Genomic DNA, 19,711 nt, shown 5'->3' with positions numbered 1-19,711 from the left:
GCACAGTGGGACGCCCGGCCGGAAATTCAGGCCGGGCACAGCCCCGGTTGAGTTCACGGAACTCCTGCAACCATAAGAGATATCCGGCAGGCTATCGCAGATAACAACGATCATGCATATCGCGTATCCTGATATCGGCATCTGCGGGCTCTCCTGTCGGCTCTGCCCCATGTACAACACCGACGCAGAGAGCAGATGCTTCGGTTGCAAGAGTTCGACCAGGATGGCTGTCGGTTGCCCGTTCATCACATGCGCCGTTAAGAGAAAGGGGATCGAGTTCTGCTGGGAGTGCGAGGTGAGCGGGACGTGCGAAAAGTGGAAGAATCACCGGGAAGCCGGTAAAGTACGCGATTCTTTCAAATGCTACCGGACGCTCGAGGAGGATCTCTCGTTTATCTCCCGGCACGGTGTAGCCGAATTTCAAGAGGTACAGGAGCGGCGGGCGTTGTTGCTCAGGGAGATGCTCGACAACTTCAACGAAGGCCGTTCGAAGAGTTACTACTGTATCGCGGCGACCGTTCTGGAACTTGAAGAACTCGAGGAAGCGCTGGCCCGGGCCGGAGAAGAGTCCGGGGGGCTTGACGTCAGGGCGAGGTCGAAGGCTCTTCATCGGATTCTCGATGGGATCGCTTCAAAGAAGGACTATCGCTTGAAATTGAGGAAGTAGGCACGGTAGCAGCGTTTCGCTTCGCACCATCAAACACCTGAAGAACCTTCCTTACCGTTCCGATTGCCGTTTCTGCTCTTGAGTACAAGGCGTTCTTACCAATGCTCAGGCGGACAACCGTTGCACTCATAGGAGCACTCTTCGGCATCGCCTCACTCATGGGCATCCTGGGTTCCGGTGAAATTACCGGATTCCTGTTCAGCGGATTTGTAGGGGCGCTTGTGGGAGGATACATCGGCTACAGGATCGCGATCCGGTAACCGGGGTAAAGAGAGCGAAGTCTTCTCGTTTGTTCTCCTTCGCCTCCTGCAGCAGAGGCACCCCCGCAGGAGATACACTCTCCCGGATGGTCCCCCGGTTCCGGCCGTCCGGAGGAGGAAGTCCCCCTCACCGGAATTCTACTTCTGCGACCAGGAACCGCCCTTCCTCGTCCTCGGCGAAGGTCACCGTGACCATCTCCCCTTCGTGCACGCCAAAATCCGAATAGGGTTCGTTCAGGAGCGTTCCCCGCAACGACGCGCCGTCGTCCGACTGGCCTTCCAGGCGGACCCAGACGCCTTCGGGGATTGTTTCGCGGTCTTTCGAGACAAGGATCACCGATACGTCGTCGAAGCACCCCGGAGCCCTGAACCTGTCGAGGTCAACCCTCTTTCTTACTGCCTGGAGCGCTTCCGGTTCGTAGTAGATGAGCCATCGCTGTTCTTCGAGCAGCGAGAGGCGGTTCGCTTCGTCGTTCGACAGGAGCGTATACGCCTCGACTTCATCGGAGGAGAGTATGAGGCCTTCGCCGTGGTTCTCGAAGTTCACCACGATTTCCGGCGGCTTTCCGGCCCCGGTCCGGCAGAGGGAATGGATGCGGAAAGTGATCCCCTCCTCGTGATCGACGTAGAAGAAGCCGATGCACCTGTCCGCGTCCGGCCGCATCAGTCCTTTCGCGGAGAGGACGCGGGAGATGCCGGGACCGATCTCGGCAACCGCCCAGCTGTTGATGATCTCCCGGTCTGAATAGGGTGTTCTATCGTTCATGGTACGTGGTACAGAGTCTTCACGTGCAGTGTGAAAGGGGTTTTGAAATGTTCATGGGAGATCCCTGATTTACTTCCCCTGTTAATAAGACGTATGTGGGTTGAGATGGGGCAGGATACTGATCCTGTAATAACTTCCGCCAGATGCTCGGCGAGTCTCTCGATCGATTCGTTCCAGCCCTGCCTAATCTGCTCTATGGGTATACCTGAATCGCGCCAACGTCTTTGATCCCCACAAGTACACCACGATCACGGTCGTGATAGCAATGAGCCCGTAGCCGATAGCCCCGTCGTACAGTTCGAAAGCTGAACGGCTACCGGGAAATATGCTCCTTCCGGTATTGGTCACGGCATGAAAGAGTATTGCTGCAAAGACACTTTTTCCAGCGTTGTTATAGAGCCAGACGGTCAGAATCCGGAAAGTAACGCCCAGTACAATTACTCCCCATATATAAAGCCCCAGAGTGTAACCAATTGAAATCGCCGATGGGAAATGCCATACCGCATGGATCAACCCGATGATGAGGCTGGCTGTCAGTGCGGTGTACCGGGCCTGCATCGGATCGGTGACGTATCCTGTATAGCCGAGTTCTTCACCTGCAGCGGCAAAGAAGAGCGCAATAAAGAGAAACGGTGTAAAAAGGGGCGGGATCCAGACAGTCGGGACCGGCAGCCCGAAGAGACGCATTATCACGTAGGTCAGCACGTAGATAAACGGCATCAAGAAGATGATGGGAACATACCAGACTTTTTTCGTGATCCTCTCATAATCGAAGGCTCTTTTCAAGAGATTTTTTACCCCTGAAAGGTTCTCTTCCCGGTACACGAGGATGGATGCTGCTATCATTGGGGTAAACGTGGCCACGATGTCCGTCACGGGAAGATTATCCACGGGAAGCTTTATCGGATAAATGACATTGAGCACCCAGAGCGGAATAGAAAGAGCGTAGACCAATACGAAGAATAGATACGGTGACCTTTTTGATGTGCTGTTGTTTGGGGCTTGCAGTCTCATTGGGAAGCGAAACCTGTTTATTGCATAAAAAAGTTCCTTTCTCCTTCTTTCTATGAGATCATCCCAATATTCTCCCGATCATGACACTACATGCAGCTACAGGAGAAGAAGGGCATGAAAAAAGGAGGAAAGCGAAAACCGGGCAAAATTCGGAGGATTAGAAAATTGTTACGGATCACAATCGACCCTGAGAACTACGAGTATCTGAAAGAAAGCGGTATTAATGCGTCGCGTTTGTTCGGTAAAGTGATTTTTGAGCGCCTAAAGATGAATTTGCGGAGTTTGGCCTTAATTTCGTAAAATAGATGAAATAATGGGCTCTTTGAGATTCGAACTCGAGACCTCCGCTGTGTGAAGGCCATGTTGCCTCCGATCTTGCATACAAGCCAATAAATGAGATTCTTAATGATGTGTGGGAGCAGCACCAGAATTTCTGGAAAGTGTGGTGAAATCAACGAATAAAAGATAATAAGTTGTCTGATAGGAGGGATAAGACTACTCCACGAGTACGCTTACGATATCCGACGAATATCAAATTCTTAAAAACAAACCATGTTGTGTGACACTTTCAATTTCGGAGGCAGAATCACGAGGGTTGCGAGTTTTCTTCAATTACTTGAAGGATTAAAGTTAGACCCTCATGCCCTTTTTATTAATAAAATAAAACCTTTAAATTATTTGATATCTAATTCATCTTTGTTTAAGAGATTGATGTCAAGATTAAACTTGCTCTCAATCCCCAAGAATATAAACGTAAATCCCAATTATGATGGCGATCCTGCCGAGCTAACCATCAACACTAGTTGGATCAGGTGGAGGCGGCAACAATTGGCGAAGCGGTAAATAAATGAAATATTGGCTTCGATTGAGAGAAAGAACTAACCAGTTGTGGAGAGTAGTAATGCCTGAAGACCTGTTACAAGTTCTGTACGATCTGATGAATCTTCCCACCGAAACGGAATGGGTTGAATTCAAGGAAGCACAGACCACTTTTGATTTCGAACAGATTGGTCGTTATGTATCCGCACTAAGTAATGAGGCCAACTTGAACGATAAACCTGAAGGATGGTTAATTTTCGGAGTAACTGATAAACCTCCAAGAAAAATTGTGGGCACACACTTTTACGAAACACCTCCAGGTCTTGAAAAACTTAAACGTAAAATCTCCTACCAAACAAACCACCAGTTAACATTTATATCAATACACGAACTCCACACTCCGGGAGGGCGAGTAATAATGTTCAGAATTCCCCCCGCAACGCGGGGCATACCCACGGAATGGAAGAGTGTGGTTTACGGTCGCACCCATGACTCGCTTGGACAGCTGGCTCTTCACAAGATTCAGAGAATTCGAGATCAAGGTGCCGATTTAGATTGGTCAGCCCGTACTTGCGAAAAGGCAACAATCGACGATCTTAATTCTGATGCAATTGCGTTTGCCCGAAATGAATTTAAGAAGAAATATGCAACGACCATCCCATCCCGAGAGGTTGATAGTTGGGACGATCTTGAATTTCTAAACCGAGCTAGAGTCTGTATCGATGGAAAAATCACCAACACTGCACTATTACTACTAGGCAAAGGTGAGGCGGAACACTACCTGTCTCCCGCGACAGCCCAAATAACTTGGATTATAAAAGACGATGCCGGTGTTGAAAAGGATTATGCACATTTTGAAGCTCCATTAATTCTGGCAGTTAATGCGGTATTTAGTAAGATCAGAAATCTTACCTATAGGCATATTTCCGATGAGACACTATTTCCATTGGAAATTACCCAATACGATCCTTGGGTAATCCGTGAAACATTGCATAATTGCATTGCTCACCAGGATTATTCCCAAGGGGCAAGAATTTCCGTTGTCGAGCGATCGGACTCTTTGATTTTTACCAACCGTGGAGAATTCATTCCAGGCTCAATAGAATCTCTCATCATGTCTCACACGCCGCCGGATAAATACCGGAACCCCTTCCTTGCACAGGCCATGGTGAATCTAAATATGATCGATACAATCGGAAGTGGCATCAGGCGTATGTTCCGGCTTCAAAGAGAGCGAAACTTCCCCATGCCGGATTATGATCTGAGTGAACTCAACAAGGTAAAAGTGACAATTACCGGTAAAGTGATCGATCCAAAATATACCCGTATGTTAATCAAACGCAAAGATTTAGATATTGTTGATGTTATTGCCTTGGATAAGGTCCAAAAGGGCCATCGCCTTTCAGATGCTGAATTTTCATCACTCAAATCCAAGAAGCTGATTGAGGGGAGACGTCCCAATCTCTATGTTTCAGAAAAAGTTGCTGTTGAAACAGATACGCGGGCAGATTATATCAGAAAACGGTCGTTTGACAAGCAGCATTTCAAGGATATGGTTATTGCGTACCTTAAAAAATTCCATGAAGCGGATAGGGAGGCTGTCGAAGACCTGTTGTTGGATAAGGTATCAGATGCTCTCAATAAAGAGCAGAAACGTAGGTTCATTAAAAATTTGCTTCAGGAGATGCGGAAGGAGGGGATAATCAAAACAACAGGTAGTAAAACCTTCGGTGCCAAATGGGTATTGATTCAACCTCCCGAAAGAGGTTAAGCTAGTATCGTGTTGGATGAAAGTTGGAAAAATTTAAACCATAAAACTCGTTCGAAATTGAAAAAGAAGTGTGTTTGTGTGTGCGTGTGTGTGCATAAGCATACGAGTGTTGGATAATGTTGGATAATTAATTCACTTAGACAACGAGTAATCGTATACGGCATTCCGCTGCTCTACGTAATCATACAGGTCAATAGAGTGCTCTGCCCGTTGACACCCTGCTTCTTTTGCCGATTGGAGTATGGATTACGATTGCCGCGGTTTATGTTGTGGCTCAGATTGTTGCTCGGTAGGACGAAGTTTTGAAATGAAAATATCGCAAACCGGGCACTTCCGCTTCTTTTTCACGACCTCAAGCGTACCGTTACCGCTATGCTCCGTGACGGCATCCCCCGCCGGCAGATCGTCGAGGAGACCTCAGCCCTCTATGGCATCCCGGAGGAGTGTGTGGAAGAGGTAGTGGCCGCGGCCCCGGCCTGATTACTTCAGCCTCACCCAATGTTTGTTCGGGTAGATCGCGACGGTCGCACCGTCGTTCTGGAAATACGATCCTCCCGGATGTTTTGAACTCCAGTCGAGGTTAAGCCAGTATTGTGTTTGCCCGTTAGCGTTAGCTGTCCGGTATGCGATATTCTTACACTTGTATCTCTGACAGATGTAGTTCGCGGCTTTCTGGAGACTATCCTTATTGTTCGCTATGCAGATCTCCGCATAAGCATGACCTTCAACGCTATCCGATGCCAGGATTACCCGAGGAGTACCGCCTATTGCCAACATCGTTGATGCCACAAGAATTGCAAAATCGTCACAATCTCCCTTCAATCCAAGGTTGATAGTCCTGCTTGCAGGAGAATAGTACTCGGTGCCCTTTGGATCGTTCACATAGGTCCATCGCTTGTAAATCTTTTCCCACATATCGCATATCTGCGCGATGTTATAATTCCCGCCATGGTCTTTATCAATCAGACTCAGAGCGAAATCCCGGGTTGTGGGGTTAGTGTAATCCATCGCTTCGACGATTTTTGAAGCTTGAGTGTCTCCGTATGACGTCACGGGAGTAGGTGTAACTCTAGGCGTGGCGGTCCGGGTCACGCTAATCGAGGAGGAGGTAGCCGTCGGGGTCGCTGTCCCTACCGCGATCACGGAAGCAGGGGGGTCGATATCGAACTTAGTGAACCCATACTCACTCATCACCATGGCAGTAGCCCCAGCCGCGATAAGGAAGCACAGCACAGGTATGAGGATAGATCCCCTCCCCCCGGGTTGCTGTGGTGGTTCGTACGGGAATGCGTCCTCCTCCTCTGCCATCCTCTCCAACTCGTCCTCATCTACTTCATTGCCGAGGAAAGCACCATTCAATTCGTACCACTTACCATCAATCGAAATGTACTCCTGACCGTTTATCTCGACGTGTGGAGTGTTTTCAAGGTCATATTTTTCCCCTTTGAAGTAAACAGACTCATGCCGCACAACAGACCCCATCGGGTCGCCCAAGACAGAACCATTTAACTCGTAACACTTATCATCGAGAAAAATGTATTCTTGGCCATCAGCCACAAAGTGAACGGCATTTTCGACCTCAAACCATTCATCTCCAATTAAGAGAGTTTCGTGTTCAACCACAAAGGGTTCTTCGTCGTCAGACATACCACAGATTGTGAATCAGACCGCACTCATATATCCATTTTCATTTGCGCGCGGTCCGCACCCTCGTTTTAGTCACTACATCTTTAAGACCCCTTACACAGAATCTTCGGTATACCCGAAAGTATGGCCATAAATGGCCAAACATGGCCATAGGAGAAAGGAAAACGGAGAATAGAGAAAATGGCAAAAGAGACGAAATCCGAGCATAAACGAGAAACAAGGCACATAACCTTGAGTCATGAAGCGAACGAATTTCTGCAAAACAACGTTACGAATGCGTCCCGATTCATAGATGGGTTGATAAAAGGGGCGGAAAAGGGGATTCAGTCTGCGATTGTGACCGTATCCCCGAAAAACGAGTGGGCTCGTCGAGATTCGAACTCGAGACCTCCGCCGTGTGAAGGCGACGTCATAACCAGCTAGACCACGAGCCCCATGCATCGACCGGGAATTGAACCCGGGCTATTGGCTTGGAAGGCCAAAGTCATACCACTAGACCATCGATGCAATGCACGGTATGCCTACATAGATTGACCGTGCTGAATATTAAATATTGGGTGGGAGAGGAGCCGGGGCGGGTTTAATACCCGCGCCGCTGCGCTTCCAGCTCCTCGAGGGCTGCCACCCGCTTCTCCAGCGACGGGTGCGTGGAGAAGAGATCCATCAGGGATTTCCCGGAGAGGGCCGGGATGATGAAGAACGCGTTTGCGCCCTCCACTTCCTGTTTCTTCTCGGCGGGGACGTAGTCCATCCGCCCGCTGATCTTCTGAAGCGCCGATATCAGAGCCCGGGGATTCTCCGTCAGGGCGGCGCTGCCCCGGTCCGCGGCGAACTCCCGGTAGCGGGAGAGCGCACGAGTGAGGAGCGTGCTCACCACCCAGACAAGGATCGAGACGACGTAGACCAGGATCAGCGCACCCATGTTGTTGTCGCGGTTGCCGCCGCCGCCGAAGAGCCCCATGAAGAACCAGTTGCGCATGATCAGGAAGGCGAGCATCGAGAGGAAACTCGCCATCGTCAGCGTCAGCATGTCCCGGTTCTTCACGTGCGACATCTCGTGGGCGAGCACCGCTTCGAGTTCCTCGCGGTTGAGCGTCCGCATGATCGAGTCGGTGACCGCCACGACGGCGTTCTTCGGGCTGCGCCCGGTCGCGAACGCGTTCGGAACCGGGGAGGTCATGATCCCTACCCTCGGTTTCGGGAGGCCCGCTCTCGTGGCGAGGCTCTCGACCATGCGGTGCAACTCCGGGTACTCGTCCTCCTCGACGATCCGCGTGCTGGTGCTCCAGAGCACCAGCTTATCGGAGAAGAAGAACTGGAGGAACGCCATTCCGGCGGCCACCAGCAGGAGGAACTCAAAGGGGAATCCCAGGGCGGCAAGGACGCCCAGGAAGATCAGGTAGACTATGAGGAGCAGGAACGATGTGAGAAACATCCTCATAGTGAGACCGAAGTCGCGCGTCCACTTCATGACGGGAATATGTTGTGCCGGATCGCTATTAAGGTCTGTGCCACTCTCTCCGGTTGCTTCCGTTTGAACCGCGATCCGGTGCATTCTGCGCACGCGCCAGTGCCCTTATCTCTCAGCGCAGCCATAGATCTGAACCGGATGACGTTGAATGAAGTGACCATCAGCAGGGCGATCCTCGAGGAGCAGCACCGGGCGATCGTCGACCACCTCGAGATGGACGCCGCCGTCATCGGCGGGGGGCCATCGGGGCTCGCCTGCGCCGCGCTCCTCGGTGAGAAGGGCGTCAAGTGCGCACTCATCGAGAAGAAACTCAGCATCGGCGGCGGCATGTGGGGCGGCGGGATGATGTTTCCCCGGATCGTCGTGCAGGAAGAAGCGCGGCGACTCCTCGACCGGTTCGGTATCGCCTACAAAGAGTTCGAAGAGGGCTACTACGTCGCGAAGTCGGTGGAAGCGGTCGCGAAACTCACTGCAGCGGCCTGTGACGCCGGCGTCGAGTTCTTCAACCTCACCACCGTCGAGGACGTCATGATCCGGGGCGACGGGAGGGTCGGCGGCCTCGTCGTCAACTGGACGCCGGTCGATATGGCCGGGCTGCACGTCGACCCGCTCACCATGGCCTGCACCTGCACCGTGGATGCCACCGGCCACGACGCCATGATCGCCCGGATGGTCGAGCGAAAAGGCGGTGCACTCACGGTGAAGGGCGAGAGTTTCATGTGGGCCGAGCGCGCCGAGTCCCGGATCCTCGCCCACACAAAAGAGGTCTTCCCCGGCCTCTTTGTCACCGGGATGGCGGCGAACGCCGTTGCCGGGGAGTGCCGTATGGGCCCGATCTTCGGCGGGATGCTGCTTTCCGGGGAGCGGGCAGCGGAACTTGTTGCAGAAAGACTGCGCCGGTAACACTTCAAAACTCTTTTCACCGCCCCGGCGGTTACCAATAAGTATGGAAGAGATCGATCCGGAACCCCTGGCCGAGGTCGCGTACGGGATCTTTGAGGTCTACCTCAACCGCGAGATCCGTCTCCGCGGCCCGTACCTGTTCGAACTCATCGAGCAGGAAGCTGATTTCGAGGCCGATGTCCGCGAGATATTCGGGAAATTCCGGGACGACTACCCGGAGCTCGCAGAAGCCCTCCTCCGCCGGTTCGGCGGGATCGATGCGATCTATGCGCCCCTCCGGGAGGGCGAAGGGATCCTCCCCTCGAAGACGACCCGGATGTACTGGATCGTCCAGGACGCCCCCGCCCCCTCGGGGAGAGGCCTCGATGACGACCAGGTCGGGAAATGGCTCATATTCGTCGCCGCCGACAGAGTGGACGAGGCGTGGCGGAAGATCCGGGACGAGACGGTGCAGGGAACCCTCGGGATATCTGCGAAGGTCAGCACCGCCAAACCGAACCCGGACTCGCGCGACGAGCGGTCGGTCATCTACGTCTACACCCGGGACTGGGCGGACGAGGCCGATGTGATGCGCGTTCGCGAACGGCTCCGCGAGCTCGGGTTTACGGAGCGGATCGGCTACAAGCGCAACATCGAGACCTACAAGGGCGAGTACAGCGAAGAGGGCAGAAAAGTCACCTATTATAGCGCCTGAAGAACCGGGCGCTTACCCGTAAACAACGCGAAAAAGGGTATGCCGGGGGCCGGACGAGCGGCGTTACGCCTTCCGTTCCTTGGACTTGGCGCGGAGTTCGTCCGAGCCGCACTTTCGGCAGCTGGTCGCGCGGATTGCGTTCCGGGCGTTGCATTTCATACAGATCTTTACGTTGAGCAGACGTGCTTCAGCTTCGGGAAATCTCGCCATGTTAAAAACACCACTTGTCAGTTGGGTACTATTCGTTCTTGCTCATATTAACAGTTCTGTCGCCTCCGGCCTCCCGCTCCACCCAGGCGCGGAACGCCTCGAGCGCCCGTGCCCGGTGAGAGATCCTGCTCTTCTCGACGAGCGGGATCTCGGCGAGCGTCCGACCGTCATACTCGAAGATCGGGTCGTAGCCGAACCCTTCCTCCCCTCGGGGGGCGACGATTGTCCCGGGGAGAACTCCCCGGAAGACCCGGATGCCGTCCTCGCGCGCGAACGCGATCGCCGTCTCGAACCGGGCGTTCCGGTTCTCCATGCCCTCCATGAGTTTCAGGACTCCGGCGTTGCCGATGGTGTCGTGGACGTAGGCAGCATAAGGCCCGGGGAACCCGCCGAGCGCGTCGACGAAGAGTCCGGTATCGTCGACGATCAGCGGCCGGGAGAGCGTCCTGTAGGCAAACTCCGCCTTCCCGCGGGCGATCTCCCCCACGTCGGCGTGGCGGAACTCCGGGCATTCCAGCGCAACATGCTCGACCGTGAGCACCCCTGCAAAGTAGGCCGCCACCTCCCGCGCCTTGTTGGCGTTGCTCGTCACCACCGCGACCTTCAGAGGTACCGCCCCCGCAGTTCGACCTCGTGTTCCCGGGCGAGAGCCTCGCCCGCCCCCGGGAAGACGGCCGTGTAGCCCTCGACGAAGCCCTCCTTCAGTTCCTGAAAGTTCTCCGTCGTGCTCTCGAGCGTCTGGAAGAAGACGTGGAGGTCGACCCCGCGGCTCTCGACCTCGGACGACGTCGACGCAAGCCCGAAGTCGATTAAGACGCACTGGCCGTCGCGGACGATCATGTTGCTCGTCGTCAGGTCGCCGTGGACGATCCCCGTCCCGTGCAGCCTCCCGACCGCCTCGCCCGCGAGCCGGATCGTCTCCGGCGCGGTGACGTACTTCAGCACCTCGCCCTTGATTCGCTCCATCACGATCGTGTCTGCGGTGATGTCGCGGATCACCGGGGTGGGGACGCCCGCCCGCCGCGCCGTCGCGATCAGGCGCGCCTCCGCCCGGGTCCGCTCAGCGATCAGACGCCGATCGAGAGCCGGGTAGCGGTAGCGCTTGCTCGGCCGGCGCTTGACGACGTCTTCCTCGCCGATCTCCACGACCGCCTCTGCACCCCGGGCGACGCCGCCCTCGTGCGGCCCGGCGGAAAAGACCTCGCCGGGCTCCTCTGCGCGCCAGGCAACCTCCACCTCGTCCGCCCGGTAGCCGGGGCGGATCTGCGACTCTTCGAGAGGGAGCGTGACGCCCTGCTCCAGCATGATCTTGCCCGTATAGGCGATCATCGCGCCGTTGTCGCCGAGGAACGTCCGTTCTGGAACAGCGAACGCCGCGCCTCGCTCCTCGCACATCACCCGGAGCATCTCCTGCAGCCGTCCGTTCGCCCCGACCCCGCCGACCAGCAGCACCTCGTCCTTGCCTGCGTGGGCGAGCGCGCGCTCCGTCACCTCGACGCACATCGCGAACGCCGTCTCCTGCAGGCCGAAGCAGACGTCCTCGAGCGGGGCGCTGCTCTCCTGGGCCGCGCTGACAAGCCCCGAGAAGGCGAGATCCATCCCCTTCACCGTGTAGGGGAGCTCGATGTAGTTCCCCTCCCGCGCAAGCCGCTCGATGGCGGGCCCGCCCGGGTGCGGAAGGTCGTGGCTCCGGGCGAACTTGTCGATCCCGTTTCCGAGCCCGATATCCAGCGTCTCCCCGAATATCCGGTAGCGGCCGTTCAAGTAACCGAGCACCTGCGTGTTCGCGCCGCTTGCATACAAAACGATCGGATCCGAAAACCCGGTCGCCCACCTCCCGATCTCGACGTGCGCCACGCAGTGGTTGACGCCGACGAGCGGTACATCGAGTGCGATCGAGAGGGCGCGTGCGGCGGTCGCCACCGTCCGGAGCGACGGCCCGAGCCCCGGCCCCTGGGAGAAGGCGATCGCCCTGATTCGCTCCGGCTCCGTGAGCACCCGGGAGACGACCTCCTTCATCACCGAGGCATGATGCTGCGCGGCCTCCCTCGGGTGGATCCCCCCCTTTGGGGGGACATACGGCGACGAATGGAGGGCGACCAGGTCTTCCCCGAAGAGGGCGGCACTGAGGTTCCATGCGGTTCCTTCGAGCCCCAGAACCAGCCCGTCGTCGGGCATCATATCAGGCATAAAACAGGTATCGCTCCGTTACGAGAAAAAGGCCGGCCGCGGCCGATGCCGCGTCCGTATCTTGTATCTGCGTGAGGATCTACTTCTGGAACTCGGTGTAGCCACACTTGCCGCAGGCTACCCGGTCCTTGTGCGCGGCCATCAGCACGCCGGGACCGCACCGGGGGCAGTGCCGCTTCTGCAGAACCACCGTATCGCCCTTGACCTCGTAGCACTCGTATCTCTTGCCCTTGGCCGGGGCCTGCTTCTTGGCTGCCATGGTTACGCCTCGCTCTCCGCCTTCGGCTCGCCCCGCTTGAGCAGGTACTCCCGCTCGGTCCCCTTCTTGGTCTCCTCGTCGTCGTAGATTCGTGCACGGCCGAAGAGCTCCATCTTCCCGAACCGGGTTCTCTCCAGGTCCAGCACGAGGAGGTTCTCATTCTTGTTCTGCAGCGCGGCGAGCTTCTCCTGAATGCTCTTCCGCGAGGGTGTCGGTCCGTCGAAGGTGAGAGTAAACTCAAGTTCTCTCCTCTTCAACAACTCGTTCCTCACATCACGGGTAATTTCGAAGTCCATCGATATCCCTAAAATATTGTAGGGGGGTTTATTTATACTCTGGGATGAGGTGCGGGAATGGGTCTCGCCGCACCCCTCACTCGCGTATGAAAACGCTCAGCATAGATGCGGCCTTCTGCCTCGCTGCCGCATCCACGAGCCGGAGGACGACTCCCTCTCCCGGCTGGCCGTAGAGGACGGCGGCCCCGTCCGGCGCGGCGATGACGAGCGGGATGACCGCGAGATCCTCTTCCCCGTCGACGAAGATCACCCCTGGAGGATGCCCGACGACCTCTTCGATCGCCTCCTCAAGTTCGGTGGTGATCGTGCCGGCAGGATTCTTCACCGTCAGCAATCTTGCCCGAAGCAGAGGCGAACGGGTGCAGGGCGTGCGCATCGTGTAGCCGTCGATGATGGCGATCTCGGGGACGATCCCTGCGGTGAGGAGGTTATGGGTCACCACATCGCCGACGGCGTAGACCGGCCGGCCTTCGAGCCGGGGGAGGAGTTCGTCGATGCACCCGTAGAGAGTTCCGAACGGTTTTTTGAATAGGCCCCGGTATGCTTCGGGAAGCCGGAGCATCAGCGGACCTTCAGCGCGTACCTGCCGGCCATGGTGATGTTCATCTTCTTTGCGATCTCCGAGCGCTCCGGATCGATGATCACGACGTAGCCCGCCCAGTCATCGCTCAGGTTCGACGTGCTGCAGATGACGCAGGCCTCCCCTTCAACGACCCGGTGGCACTCGCGGCAGACCTTGAGCACCTTCTTACGGACGACCATCCTATACCGCCCCCTTCTTCTCCTCTTCGAGTTCCTCTTCCAGCCAGGTCGTGGTCCCAAGACCCGACTGACGCATGGTGAGGCCGATCTTGCTCTCCCTCGGTTCGCGCTCGTTCAGCGAGAGCGCAACGATCCGGGCCCGGACACCGTCGCCGACGGCGATTGCTCGCTTCGAGTCCTGGCAGACCAGTCTGCCGTTCTTCTCGTCGTAGCTGATGTATTCGTCCGATATCTGGCTCACGTGGAGCATGGCGTCGATGGGCCCGAGGCTGACGAAGGCGCCGAAACTCGTCGTCTCGACCACCTGGCCCTCGATCACTTCCTGGAGCGCGAGACGGAGCACCGCTGCCTCGAACCTGACGTCGTAGTAGACGGCGCCGTCTCCGGGGATCAACTCCCCCTCGCCGACGTTGAGAATATTCGTCACCGCAATGAAGATACCGATCTCCTTTGCGATGCTGCCTTCCAGCTGTTCCTGCAGTACGTTGAGGATGACCCTCTCCAGGTCTTCCCCGAGGCGGTGCGGCGGAACGCGCACCTTGTCCTCCAGCGTCATCTTATAATACATGGTTTCACCTATCCCCTCATCAGTTCCAGTGTTCGTCCTCTCCGCATCGAAACAACGTCGATCCCCTCGCGGAGGAGGGCGTTCCGGAGCTGGCGATCATTCGTCACCACGGTGCATCCTTCCCGTCGGGCATACTCGATCACCCGGTCGTCCACATGCTCCGCGGTACTCCCGCTCGGGACGACCGTCGAGCGCCGGGCCATCGCAATGCCCACCCGGGCGGCAGCCGCATCGCGGCCGCGGCCCCGGGCGAGCCCCGAGAGTTCACCCATCACCTCTTCGAGCGTTACCGGTTCGAAGTCCCCGAAGAGGGCCATAAGCTCGTCGTACAGGTCGATCCCGAACTGGGCCGGCATTAAGAGGGCGTTCGTGTCAAGGAGCACTCTCACTCGACCAGAACACCCATGCCGATCAGCCGCCATCGTCCGCCGACCTGCCTGCTGATGGCGATCCGTGCGCCGACCTCCGCGCAGACCGCCCGCTTCAACTGAACCTCCACCTGGTTCTTCTTCGTGTTCACGATCACGCCGACGGTGACGGCGGTGCCGACAGAGAGCATCAGCGGCTCCTTGTGCTTCAGGGGTTCGATGATCTGCTCACTGTCCGCGCCGACCACTCGATCCATGAGCGTGACGTCGAACTTCAGTCGTTCCCAGACCGGTGGGAGTTTCCCCGTGAGCCCGGCAACCTGCCCGGCGAGGGCGTCGCTCTTCGTCAGGGCCGGATCGAGTTTCGTCGCGACGCCGAGGAGGCCCCCGGGCGCTGCCTCGGTCACGCTGATCTTGCCTGCGTTGATGGAGGTGATCTTCGTCTCGATCGGCTCCCACTTCGTCCGGTTCTCGATCTGGACCTGCCGGCCGGGACGGATCTCGATGTCGTCCCCCTCACGCAGGACTCCCCTGATGAGCGAACCGCCGATGACGCCGCCCTTCACGTCCCGCCAGTTGCAGCCGGGCTTGTTGACGTCGAACGACCGTGCGACGAGCAGCAGCGGGTCGACCTCCGGATCGCGTTCGGGCTCCGGGATGACCGTATCCAGCGTCTGGATCAGGGCGCCGATATTGACTCCCTTCTGCGCGGAGACCGGGATTATGGGCGCGTTTTCGGCAATGGTGCCCTTGACGAACCGTTTGATCTGTTTGTAATGCTCCAGTGCCTCGGCCTGCGTAACCACGTCGATCTTATTCTGGACGATGACGATCCTCTTGATACCGATCAACTCGAGCGCCATCAGGTGCTCCTTGGTCTGGGGCTGCGGGCAGACCTCGTTTGCAGCGATGACGAGCATTGCGCCGTCCATGAGCGCGGAGCCCGAGAGCATCGTCGCCATCAGCGTCTCGTGGCCGGGGGCGTCGACGAACGAGACCGTCCGGAACGGAACTGCTTTTTCACTGCAGTTCGGGCATTCCGGGTGGGATGTGTAGGCGTCAGCCCCCTCGCAGTTCTCGCACCTGTAAAAAGTCGTGTCCGCGTAGCCGAGCCGGATGGAGATGCCGCGCTTGATCTCCTCGCTGTGCCTGTCCGTCCAGGTTCCGGTAAGCGCGCTGACCAGAGTGGTCTTGCCGTGATCGACATGACCTACGAGCCCAATATTGACACCGGGAATGAATGCATCTCGCAAAAGTTTTCGAACCTCCTTATCCAATATATAGTGACACTACTTATACATAATCGGTAGGGATTATTCTGCCGCCCGGTGCCACTCGTTCATGGTACGCGCGGGTGATCTCCCGGCTCTCGCCCCCTGATCGACATACGAAGTATGAATAATGCCCTGGTTGTTAGCGAATATTTATACTCTATGAGGTGAGATATGAAAACTGATCGCAATGCCAGGCGATGCTGAACTTTCACGTATCGGGATCTCGCTGCCCAAGAACCTCCTCGATAAGTTCGACGAGATCCTGAGCCTCCGGGGGTATTCCTCCCGTTCCGAAGGGATACGGGACTCAATACGAAGTTACATCACTCACTACCAGTGGATATCCGACGTAAAAGGCGAGCGCCAGGGCGTCATCACCATGGTCTACGACCATGACCAACGTGGCCTGCTCCAGACGCTCACCGAGATCCAGCACCAGTATGCCAGCAGCATTCAGGCATCTCTGCACTCGCACGTGACCCACAACAAGTGCCTCGAAGTGATCCTGATCCGGGGGGACGGGGCTGTACTGAAGGACATTACCGAGCGACTGATGGCGCAGAAAGGTGTCGAGGCGGTGAAACTCACCACCATACCGGTCGAGGGTTAGCCGCCGCCCTCACAGCTCCTGTCGGTTCCTGCTTCCCAGACCTCCTCGAGCTGCTCCTGGAGTTCCCTGTGCTCCTTGAGGTACTCCTCAAGAGAGCGTTCTTCTCTCTCTACTTTCCCTGTCGTTTTGTCGGCACTGATGAGTTCGTCCACCCGGTAATAGAGTCCGGTGCTGTCGATCTCGGCATACCTCCGGCCGTCGATCTCCTCGATCCGCATGACCTTTCCGGTCGTGCCGGTGCGGGGGTAGCGGACGACTGCGCCCACTGCTACGTCATCCGTGCTCATACGAGGTAGTATATCTGCCATACTATTAAGGTATCACCTCCAAGGTATCTTCAATGGCAATCACGATTCGCCCGGTAGAGAAATTGTACTTCGATGGAACCCACCGTTCCCGGTCTCCTGAGGAGACCCGTGCCGCCGTGGAGCCGCTGATGACGGAGATCGGCGTCACCGAGATCATCGACGTCACCCCTCTCGACCGCATCGGGATCCCGGTTTTTGCGGCGGTTCGGCCGGGAGCGGCCCGGGGAGCGACTCGCGTCCATGCGGGAAAGGGTAAGGAGCCGGTTCACGCCCGGGTCTCGGCGATGATGGAGGCGCTCGAGCGCTACTGTGCCGAGTACCGGGGCGACCGGATGGAGTGCGCGACGTATGAAGAGATCGGCCCGGGAAGGGCGGTGCATCCCGAAGATCTCCTTCTCCCCCGGAAACTCGAGCAGGGAGAGAAGGTCCACTGGACACCGGGATGGGATATCTTAAACGACGAGGAGATCTACGTCCCGAGCAACGCCGTCTTCCATCCCTACGACTCGCTCGGGATGGCGTTCCCTCTCTTTCGGAGCGACACGAACGGGCTGGCATCAGGGAACGTCATCGAAGAGGCGATCCTGCACGCGCTCTTCGAGGTGATCGAGCGGGACGCGCTCAGTATCGCCGATGCAAAACGCGACCTCGGCAGCCGCCTCGTCATCGAGAATGAGTGCGCCGCCCGCGAGGTCATCGACCGGTTCGAGGAGAACGGGATCGATATCCACCTCTGGCTGCTCGACGGGAAGACCGGTGTCCCCACGGTCGCGGCAGCCGCGGACGACACCGTCACGAAGGATCCGGCAATGCTCGTCATCGGGTCGGGGACGCATCTCTCCCCGGAGATTGCCGCGCTCCGCGCCCTGACCGAGGTCGCCCAGAGTCGGGGGAGTTACCTCCAGGGTGGGCGCAGCGACCCCCAGCGGGAGATGATCATCCGGAAAGCCGGATACGAACGGCTGAAGCGGATCAACCGGATGTGGTTTGCCGACGCGGATGCCGTCGATATCGCCGACGTCCCCGATGCGAGCACCCGACGGTTCGACCTCGATATCCGGCAGGTGCTCGAGGAGGTTGCGGTGCACACCGACCGGGTCTGCGTCTGCGACCTCTCGCGGACGCCGGTGCCGGTGGTCCGGGTCGTCCTCCCCGGGTTCGAGGTCTCCTATATGGACCCCGACCGGAAGCGGCCGGCGCAGGGGTAACGCGCTTCAGGTGTTTGAGTTCTTCGCGCTCTTCGCGTGAGTCAACGGCGTACTGGAGTGATGCAGTCTCACGCGAAGGCGCGAAGGGAGTTTGCCAGCGCTTAACACTTGGACATCGGGCCTTGTTGAACCCTCCCTGCTTGCCCCAGATGGCCGCAATCAGGGGGGTACTCAGAGGCACGGCTTTCCACCGGGTATCGCCATGACTGCCCCCGCCCTGGGGCGGGGGAGGAGGCCGGAGGCCGGGTGGGGTTGGGGTCGATGAGGTATGCGGTTCTTCGCGCGTAAGAGACAGGGGAGGGGGTCTCCCCCTCCCCACCTGACGGTGGTCGAACTCCGTTCCTCGAAGCCTGACGGCTTCTCGAACTCCTGTCCTGCGGACAGTCGTTCTCCGGAACGTCGTCCTCCCCGTCAGCCCCTTCCCCCGATGGCGATATCTCCACGGTCCACTATATTGGGCTTTTCAAGATTGCAGCCGTTTCATCATCCACGCATCGTTACTTCACGTGAAGCCGTGAAGTGTGATGGTTCGTTAGAACTGGAGATCGAGCGTAGCGAGTTTGAGCACCGATTGGTGCGAAGAACGACTTCCTCTTTTGGGAAAGATCACCCACGCTCTTCCGCGCCGGTGCTCCCCTCTGGCTGCCGGAGTATCGGCCCCGGGGCAGTTCTCTTCTTAACAAAACCTGACTTTCTTCAGGAGGTCCGTGACCCTTTCCGTCCCCCGGTTCAGCGGTCTCTCCGCCGTCTCGAACCGCTTCCCCGCGAGGGCCTCGAAGATTGCATGAATCGCCTCCCCGATCGACGGCCCGTAGCCACCTTCGAGCGTCAACGCGAGGGGGAGATCCGTGCCGTCGGCGAGCATCCCGGCAAGCACGCCGTAATCGTCGGGTTCGAGGTTCATCCTCCCGTGCTCGTCGTCGGCGAGGCCATCCTGCCCGGCCGAGACGATCAGGACGTCGGGGCGGAACCGGGCGATCGCCGGGACGAAGACCTCGTCGAAGACATGCGCGTAATCGGCGATGGTCGAGCCTGCCGCGAGCGGGGCATTGAGGGTGTAGCCCCGGCCCGCGCCGGTGCCGATCTCGTCCACCCACCCGGTCTTCGGGAAACTGTTCTCCTCGTGCACCGAGCAGTAGAGCACCCGGTCGCTCCCGTAGAAAGCCGTCTGGGTGCCGTTGCCGTGGTGCAGGTCCCAGTCGAGGATCGCCACCCGGTCGACCGATAAGAGTGCTTTCGCCGCTGCGATGGCGGCGTTGTTGAAGATGCAGAACCCCATCGCGCGATCGGGTTCGGCATGGTGGCCCGGGGGACGAACCAGGGCGAAGAGGTGCTCGCCGTCGAGTGTGCGTTCTACTGCGGCAAAGGTCGATCCGGCGGCATAGGATGCAGCATCGAAGGAGTGACAGGTGACGTAGGTGTTCACGTCCAGAAAACAGGTTCCCGTCGCCATCTTCCGCACCCACCTGATGTATCGCGGGTCGTGAACCCGTTCGAGATCGCTCTCGGTGGCGCGGACGGGAGCACGCCACCTCACGTTTTTCGGGATCCCCGAGAGGGCCGCCCGTAACCGGGCACCCGACTCGGGGTGAGCCTCCATGTCGTGCCTGGTGAAGATGTCACCGTAAATGACTGAAGACCGCATC

23 protein-coding genes and 2 tRNA genes are annotated in these 19,711 nt (G+C 57.6%); 7 read left to right on the top strand and 18 right to left on the bottom strand.

Going from position 1 to position 19,711, the window contains the following annotated elements; all coding sequences use genetic code 11:
• The first annotated feature begins 112 nt into the window (after window positions 1-112).
• Both MCUHO_RS08640 and MCUHO_RS12785 read left to right on the top strand, forming a co-directional pair.
• Window positions 113-667 carry a DUF3795 domain-containing protein gene (locus MCUHO_RS08640; RefSeq protein WP_067076913.1) on the top strand — a complete coding sequence of 185 codons (555 nt, stop codon included), beginning with the start codon at window positions 113-115 and terminating at the stop codon, window positions 665-667.
• Between the two features lie 101 nt (window positions 668-768).
• Window positions 769-927, top strand: a complete 159-nt coding sequence (locus tag MCUHO_RS12785) for a hypothetical protein (RefSeq protein WP_161485892.1) — start codon at window positions 769-771, stop codon at window positions 925-927.
• A gap of 127 nt (window positions 928-1,054) precedes the next feature.
• On the opposite strand, the gene MCUHO_RS08635 is transcribed toward MCUHO_RS12785, so the two are convergent.
• Both MCUHO_RS08635 and MCUHO_RS08630 read right to left on the bottom strand, forming a co-directional pair.
• The gene (locus tag MCUHO_RS08635) at window positions 1,055-1,693 is read right to left on the bottom strand and encodes a hypothetical protein (RefSeq protein ID WP_067076909.1); all 639 of its coding nucleotides are present in this window, start codon (window positions 1,691-1,693) and stop codon (window positions 1,055-1,057) included.
• Between the two features lie 183 nt (window positions 1,694-1,876).
• On the bottom strand, window positions 1,877-2,707 hold the full coding sequence (locus MCUHO_RS08630; RefSeq protein ID WP_067076904.1) for a CPBP family intramembrane glutamic endopeptidase: 831 nt from the start codon (window positions 2,705-2,707) through the stop codon (window positions 1,877-1,879).
• A 901-nt stretch (window positions 2,708-3,608) separates the two neighbouring features.
• Here MCUHO_RS08630 and MCUHO_RS08620 point away from each other — a divergent pair.
• The gene (locus tag MCUHO_RS08620) at window positions 3,609-5,297 is read left to right on the top strand and encodes an RNA-binding domain-containing protein (RefSeq protein WP_067076896.1); all 1,689 of its coding nucleotides are present in this window, start codon (window positions 3,609-3,611) and stop codon (window positions 5,295-5,297) included.
• 480 nt (window positions 5,298-5,777) lie between these two features.
• On the opposite strand, the gene MCUHO_RS08615 is transcribed toward MCUHO_RS08620, so the two are convergent.
• The 4 genes from MCUHO_RS08615 to htpX all read right to left on the bottom strand — a co-directional run bounded on the left by MCUHO_RS08615 (window position 5,778) and on the right by htpX (window position 8,415).
• Window positions 5,778-6,944 carry a transglutaminase-like domain-containing protein gene (locus MCUHO_RS08615; protein ID WP_067076891.1) on the bottom strand — a complete coding sequence of 389 codons (1,167 nt, stop codon included), beginning with the start codon at window positions 6,942-6,944 and terminating at the stop codon, window positions 5,778-5,780.
• Between the two features lie 360 nt (window positions 6,945-7,304).
• Window positions 7,305-7,378 (bottom strand) — tRNA-Val (locus MCUHO_RS08610).
• Window positions 7,379-7,380: 2 nt separating this feature from the next.
• Window positions 7,381-7,451, bottom strand: a tRNA-Gly gene (locus MCUHO_RS08605).
• A gap of 73 nt (window positions 7,452-7,524) precedes the next feature.
• On the bottom strand, window positions 7,525-8,415 hold the full coding sequence (htpX, locus tag MCUHO_RS08600) for a zinc metalloprotease HtpX (RefSeq protein WP_067076870.1): 891 nt from the start codon (window positions 8,413-8,415) through the stop codon (window positions 7,525-7,527).
• A gap of 138 nt (window positions 8,416-8,553) precedes the next feature.
• On the opposite strand from htpX, the gene MCUHO_RS08595 reads away from it, so the two are divergent.
• Window positions 8,554-9,318, top strand: a complete 765-nt coding sequence (locus MCUHO_RS08595) for a sulfide-dependent adenosine diphosphate thiazole synthase (RefSeq protein WP_067078782.1) — start codon at window positions 8,554-8,556, stop codon at window positions 9,316-9,318.
• Window positions 9,319-9,361: 43 nt separating this feature from the next.
• The gene (locus tag MCUHO_RS08590) at window positions 9,362-10,012 is read left to right on the top strand and encodes a putative phosphothreonine lyase domain-containing protein (protein WP_067076866.1); all 651 of its coding nucleotides are present in this window, start codon (window positions 9,362-9,364) and stop codon (window positions 10,010-10,012) included.
• 63 nt (window positions 10,013-10,075) lie between these two features.
• Here MCUHO_RS08590 and MCUHO_RS08585 read toward each other — a convergent pair whose 3' ends face one another.
• The 10 genes from MCUHO_RS08585 to MCUHO_RS08540 all read right to left on the bottom strand — a co-directional run bounded on the left by MCUHO_RS08585 (window position 10,076) and on the right by MCUHO_RS08540 (window position 15,918).
• The gene (locus MCUHO_RS08585; RefSeq protein ID WP_011845081.1) at window positions 10,076-10,222 is read right to left on the bottom strand and encodes a 50S ribosomal protein L40e; all 147 of its coding nucleotides are present in this window, start codon (window positions 10,220-10,222) and stop codon (window positions 10,076-10,078) included.
• A 28-nt stretch (window positions 10,223-10,250) separates the two neighbouring features.
• A complete protein-coding gene (rdgB, locus tag MCUHO_RS08580; RefSeq protein ID WP_067078779.1) occupies window positions 10,251-10,829 on the bottom strand; it encodes an RdgB/HAM1 family non-canonical purine NTP pyrophosphatase in 579 nt (192 codons plus the stop codon).
• Window positions 10,826-12,412 (bottom strand): bifunctional N(6)-L-threonylcarbamoyladenine synthase/serine/threonine protein kinase, encoded by a 1,587-nt coding sequence (locus MCUHO_RS08575; RefSeq protein WP_067076864.1) that lies wholly within the window; start codon window positions 12,410-12,412, stop codon window positions 10,826-10,828. The genes rdgB and MCUHO_RS08575 overlap by 4 nt, the downstream gene beginning before the upstream one ends.
• Before the next feature lie 79 nt (window positions 12,413-12,491).
• Complete coding sequence (locus MCUHO_RS08570) at window positions 12,492-12,671, bottom strand: 30S ribosomal protein S27ae (RefSeq protein ID WP_067076861.1); 180 nt, start codon at window positions 12,669-12,671, stop codon at window positions 12,492-12,494.
• A gap of 2 nt (window positions 12,672-12,673) precedes the next feature.
• Window positions 12,674-12,967: a 30S ribosomal protein S24e gene (locus MCUHO_RS08565; RefSeq protein ID WP_067076859.1), complete on the bottom strand. Its 294-nt coding sequence runs from the start codon at window positions 12,965-12,967 to the stop codon at window positions 12,674-12,676.
• Window positions 12,968-13,043: 76 nt separating this feature from the next.
• Window positions 13,044-13,529 carry a GTP-dependent dephospho-CoA kinase family protein gene (locus MCUHO_RS08560; protein WP_067076857.1) on the bottom strand — a complete coding sequence of 162 codons (486 nt, stop codon included), beginning with the start codon at window positions 13,527-13,529 and terminating at the stop codon, window positions 13,044-13,046.
• Window positions 13,529-13,729, bottom strand: a complete 201-nt coding sequence (gene spt4 / locus MCUHO_RS08555; protein WP_067076853.1) for a transcription elongation factor subunit Spt4 — start codon at window positions 13,727-13,729, stop codon at window positions 13,529-13,531. Before spt4 ends, MCUHO_RS08560 begins: the two co-directional genes overlap by 1 nt.
• Window position 13,730: 1 nt before the next feature.
• Window positions 13,731-14,297 (bottom strand): DNA-directed RNA polymerase, encoded by a 567-nt coding sequence (locus tag MCUHO_RS08550; RefSeq protein ID WP_067076849.1) that lies wholly within the window; start codon window positions 14,295-14,297, stop codon window positions 13,731-13,733.
• Between the two features lie 8 nt (window positions 14,298-14,305).
• Window positions 14,306-14,680 carry a type II toxin-antitoxin system VapC family toxin gene (locus tag MCUHO_RS08545; RefSeq protein ID WP_328585631.1) on the bottom strand — a complete coding sequence of 125 codons (375 nt, stop codon included), beginning with the start codon at window positions 14,678-14,680 and terminating at the stop codon, window positions 14,306-14,308.
• Window positions 14,681-14,682: 2 nt separating this feature from the next.
• On the bottom strand, window positions 14,683-15,918 hold the full coding sequence (locus tag MCUHO_RS08540) for a translation initiation factor IF-2 subunit gamma (protein ID WP_067076842.1): 1,236 nt from the start codon (window positions 15,916-15,918) through the stop codon (window positions 14,683-14,685).
• A 208-nt stretch (window positions 15,919-16,126) separates the two neighbouring features.
• Between MCUHO_RS08540 and nikR the strand changes: the two genes are divergently transcribed.
• A complete protein-coding gene (nikR, locus tag MCUHO_RS08535; protein WP_011845071.1) occupies window positions 16,127-16,549 on the top strand; it encodes a nickel-responsive transcriptional regulator NikR in 423 nt (140 codons plus the stop codon).
• Here the strand turns inward: nikR and MCUHO_RS08530 are convergent.
• Window positions 16,546-16,836: a DUF2098 domain-containing protein gene (locus MCUHO_RS08530; protein ID WP_235808216.1), complete on the bottom strand. Its 291-nt coding sequence runs from the start codon at window positions 16,834-16,836 to the stop codon at window positions 16,546-16,548. The two genes, nikR and MCUHO_RS08530, sit on opposite strands and share 4 nt — an antisense overlap.
• Window positions 16,837-16,889: 53 nt before the next feature.
• Here MCUHO_RS08530 and MCUHO_RS08525 point away from each other — a divergent pair, with 53 nt between their 5' ends.
• The gene (locus MCUHO_RS08525) at window positions 16,890-18,065 is read left to right on the top strand and encodes a YcaO-related McrA-glycine thioamidation protein (RefSeq protein WP_067076833.1); all 1,176 of its coding nucleotides are present in this window, start codon (window positions 16,890-16,892) and stop codon (window positions 18,063-18,065) included.
• 676 nt (window positions 18,066-18,741) lie between these two features.
• On the opposite strand, the gene MCUHO_RS08520 is transcribed toward MCUHO_RS08525, so the two are convergent.
• Window positions 18,742-19,710, bottom strand: a complete 969-nt coding sequence (locus MCUHO_RS08520; protein ID WP_067076829.1) for a histone deacetylase family protein — start codon at window positions 19,708-19,710, stop codon at window positions 18,742-18,744.
• Window position 19,711 lies beyond the last annotated feature (1 nt).

Source organism: Methanoculleus horonobensis (genome assembly GCF_001602375.1).
GTDB lineage: Archaea > Halobacteriota > Methanomicrobia > Methanomicrobiales > Methanoculleaceae > Methanoculleus > Methanoculleus horonobensis.
Note: the sequence above shows the minus strand (reverse complement) of the source record. Positions and strands in the feature narration are given on the sequence as shown.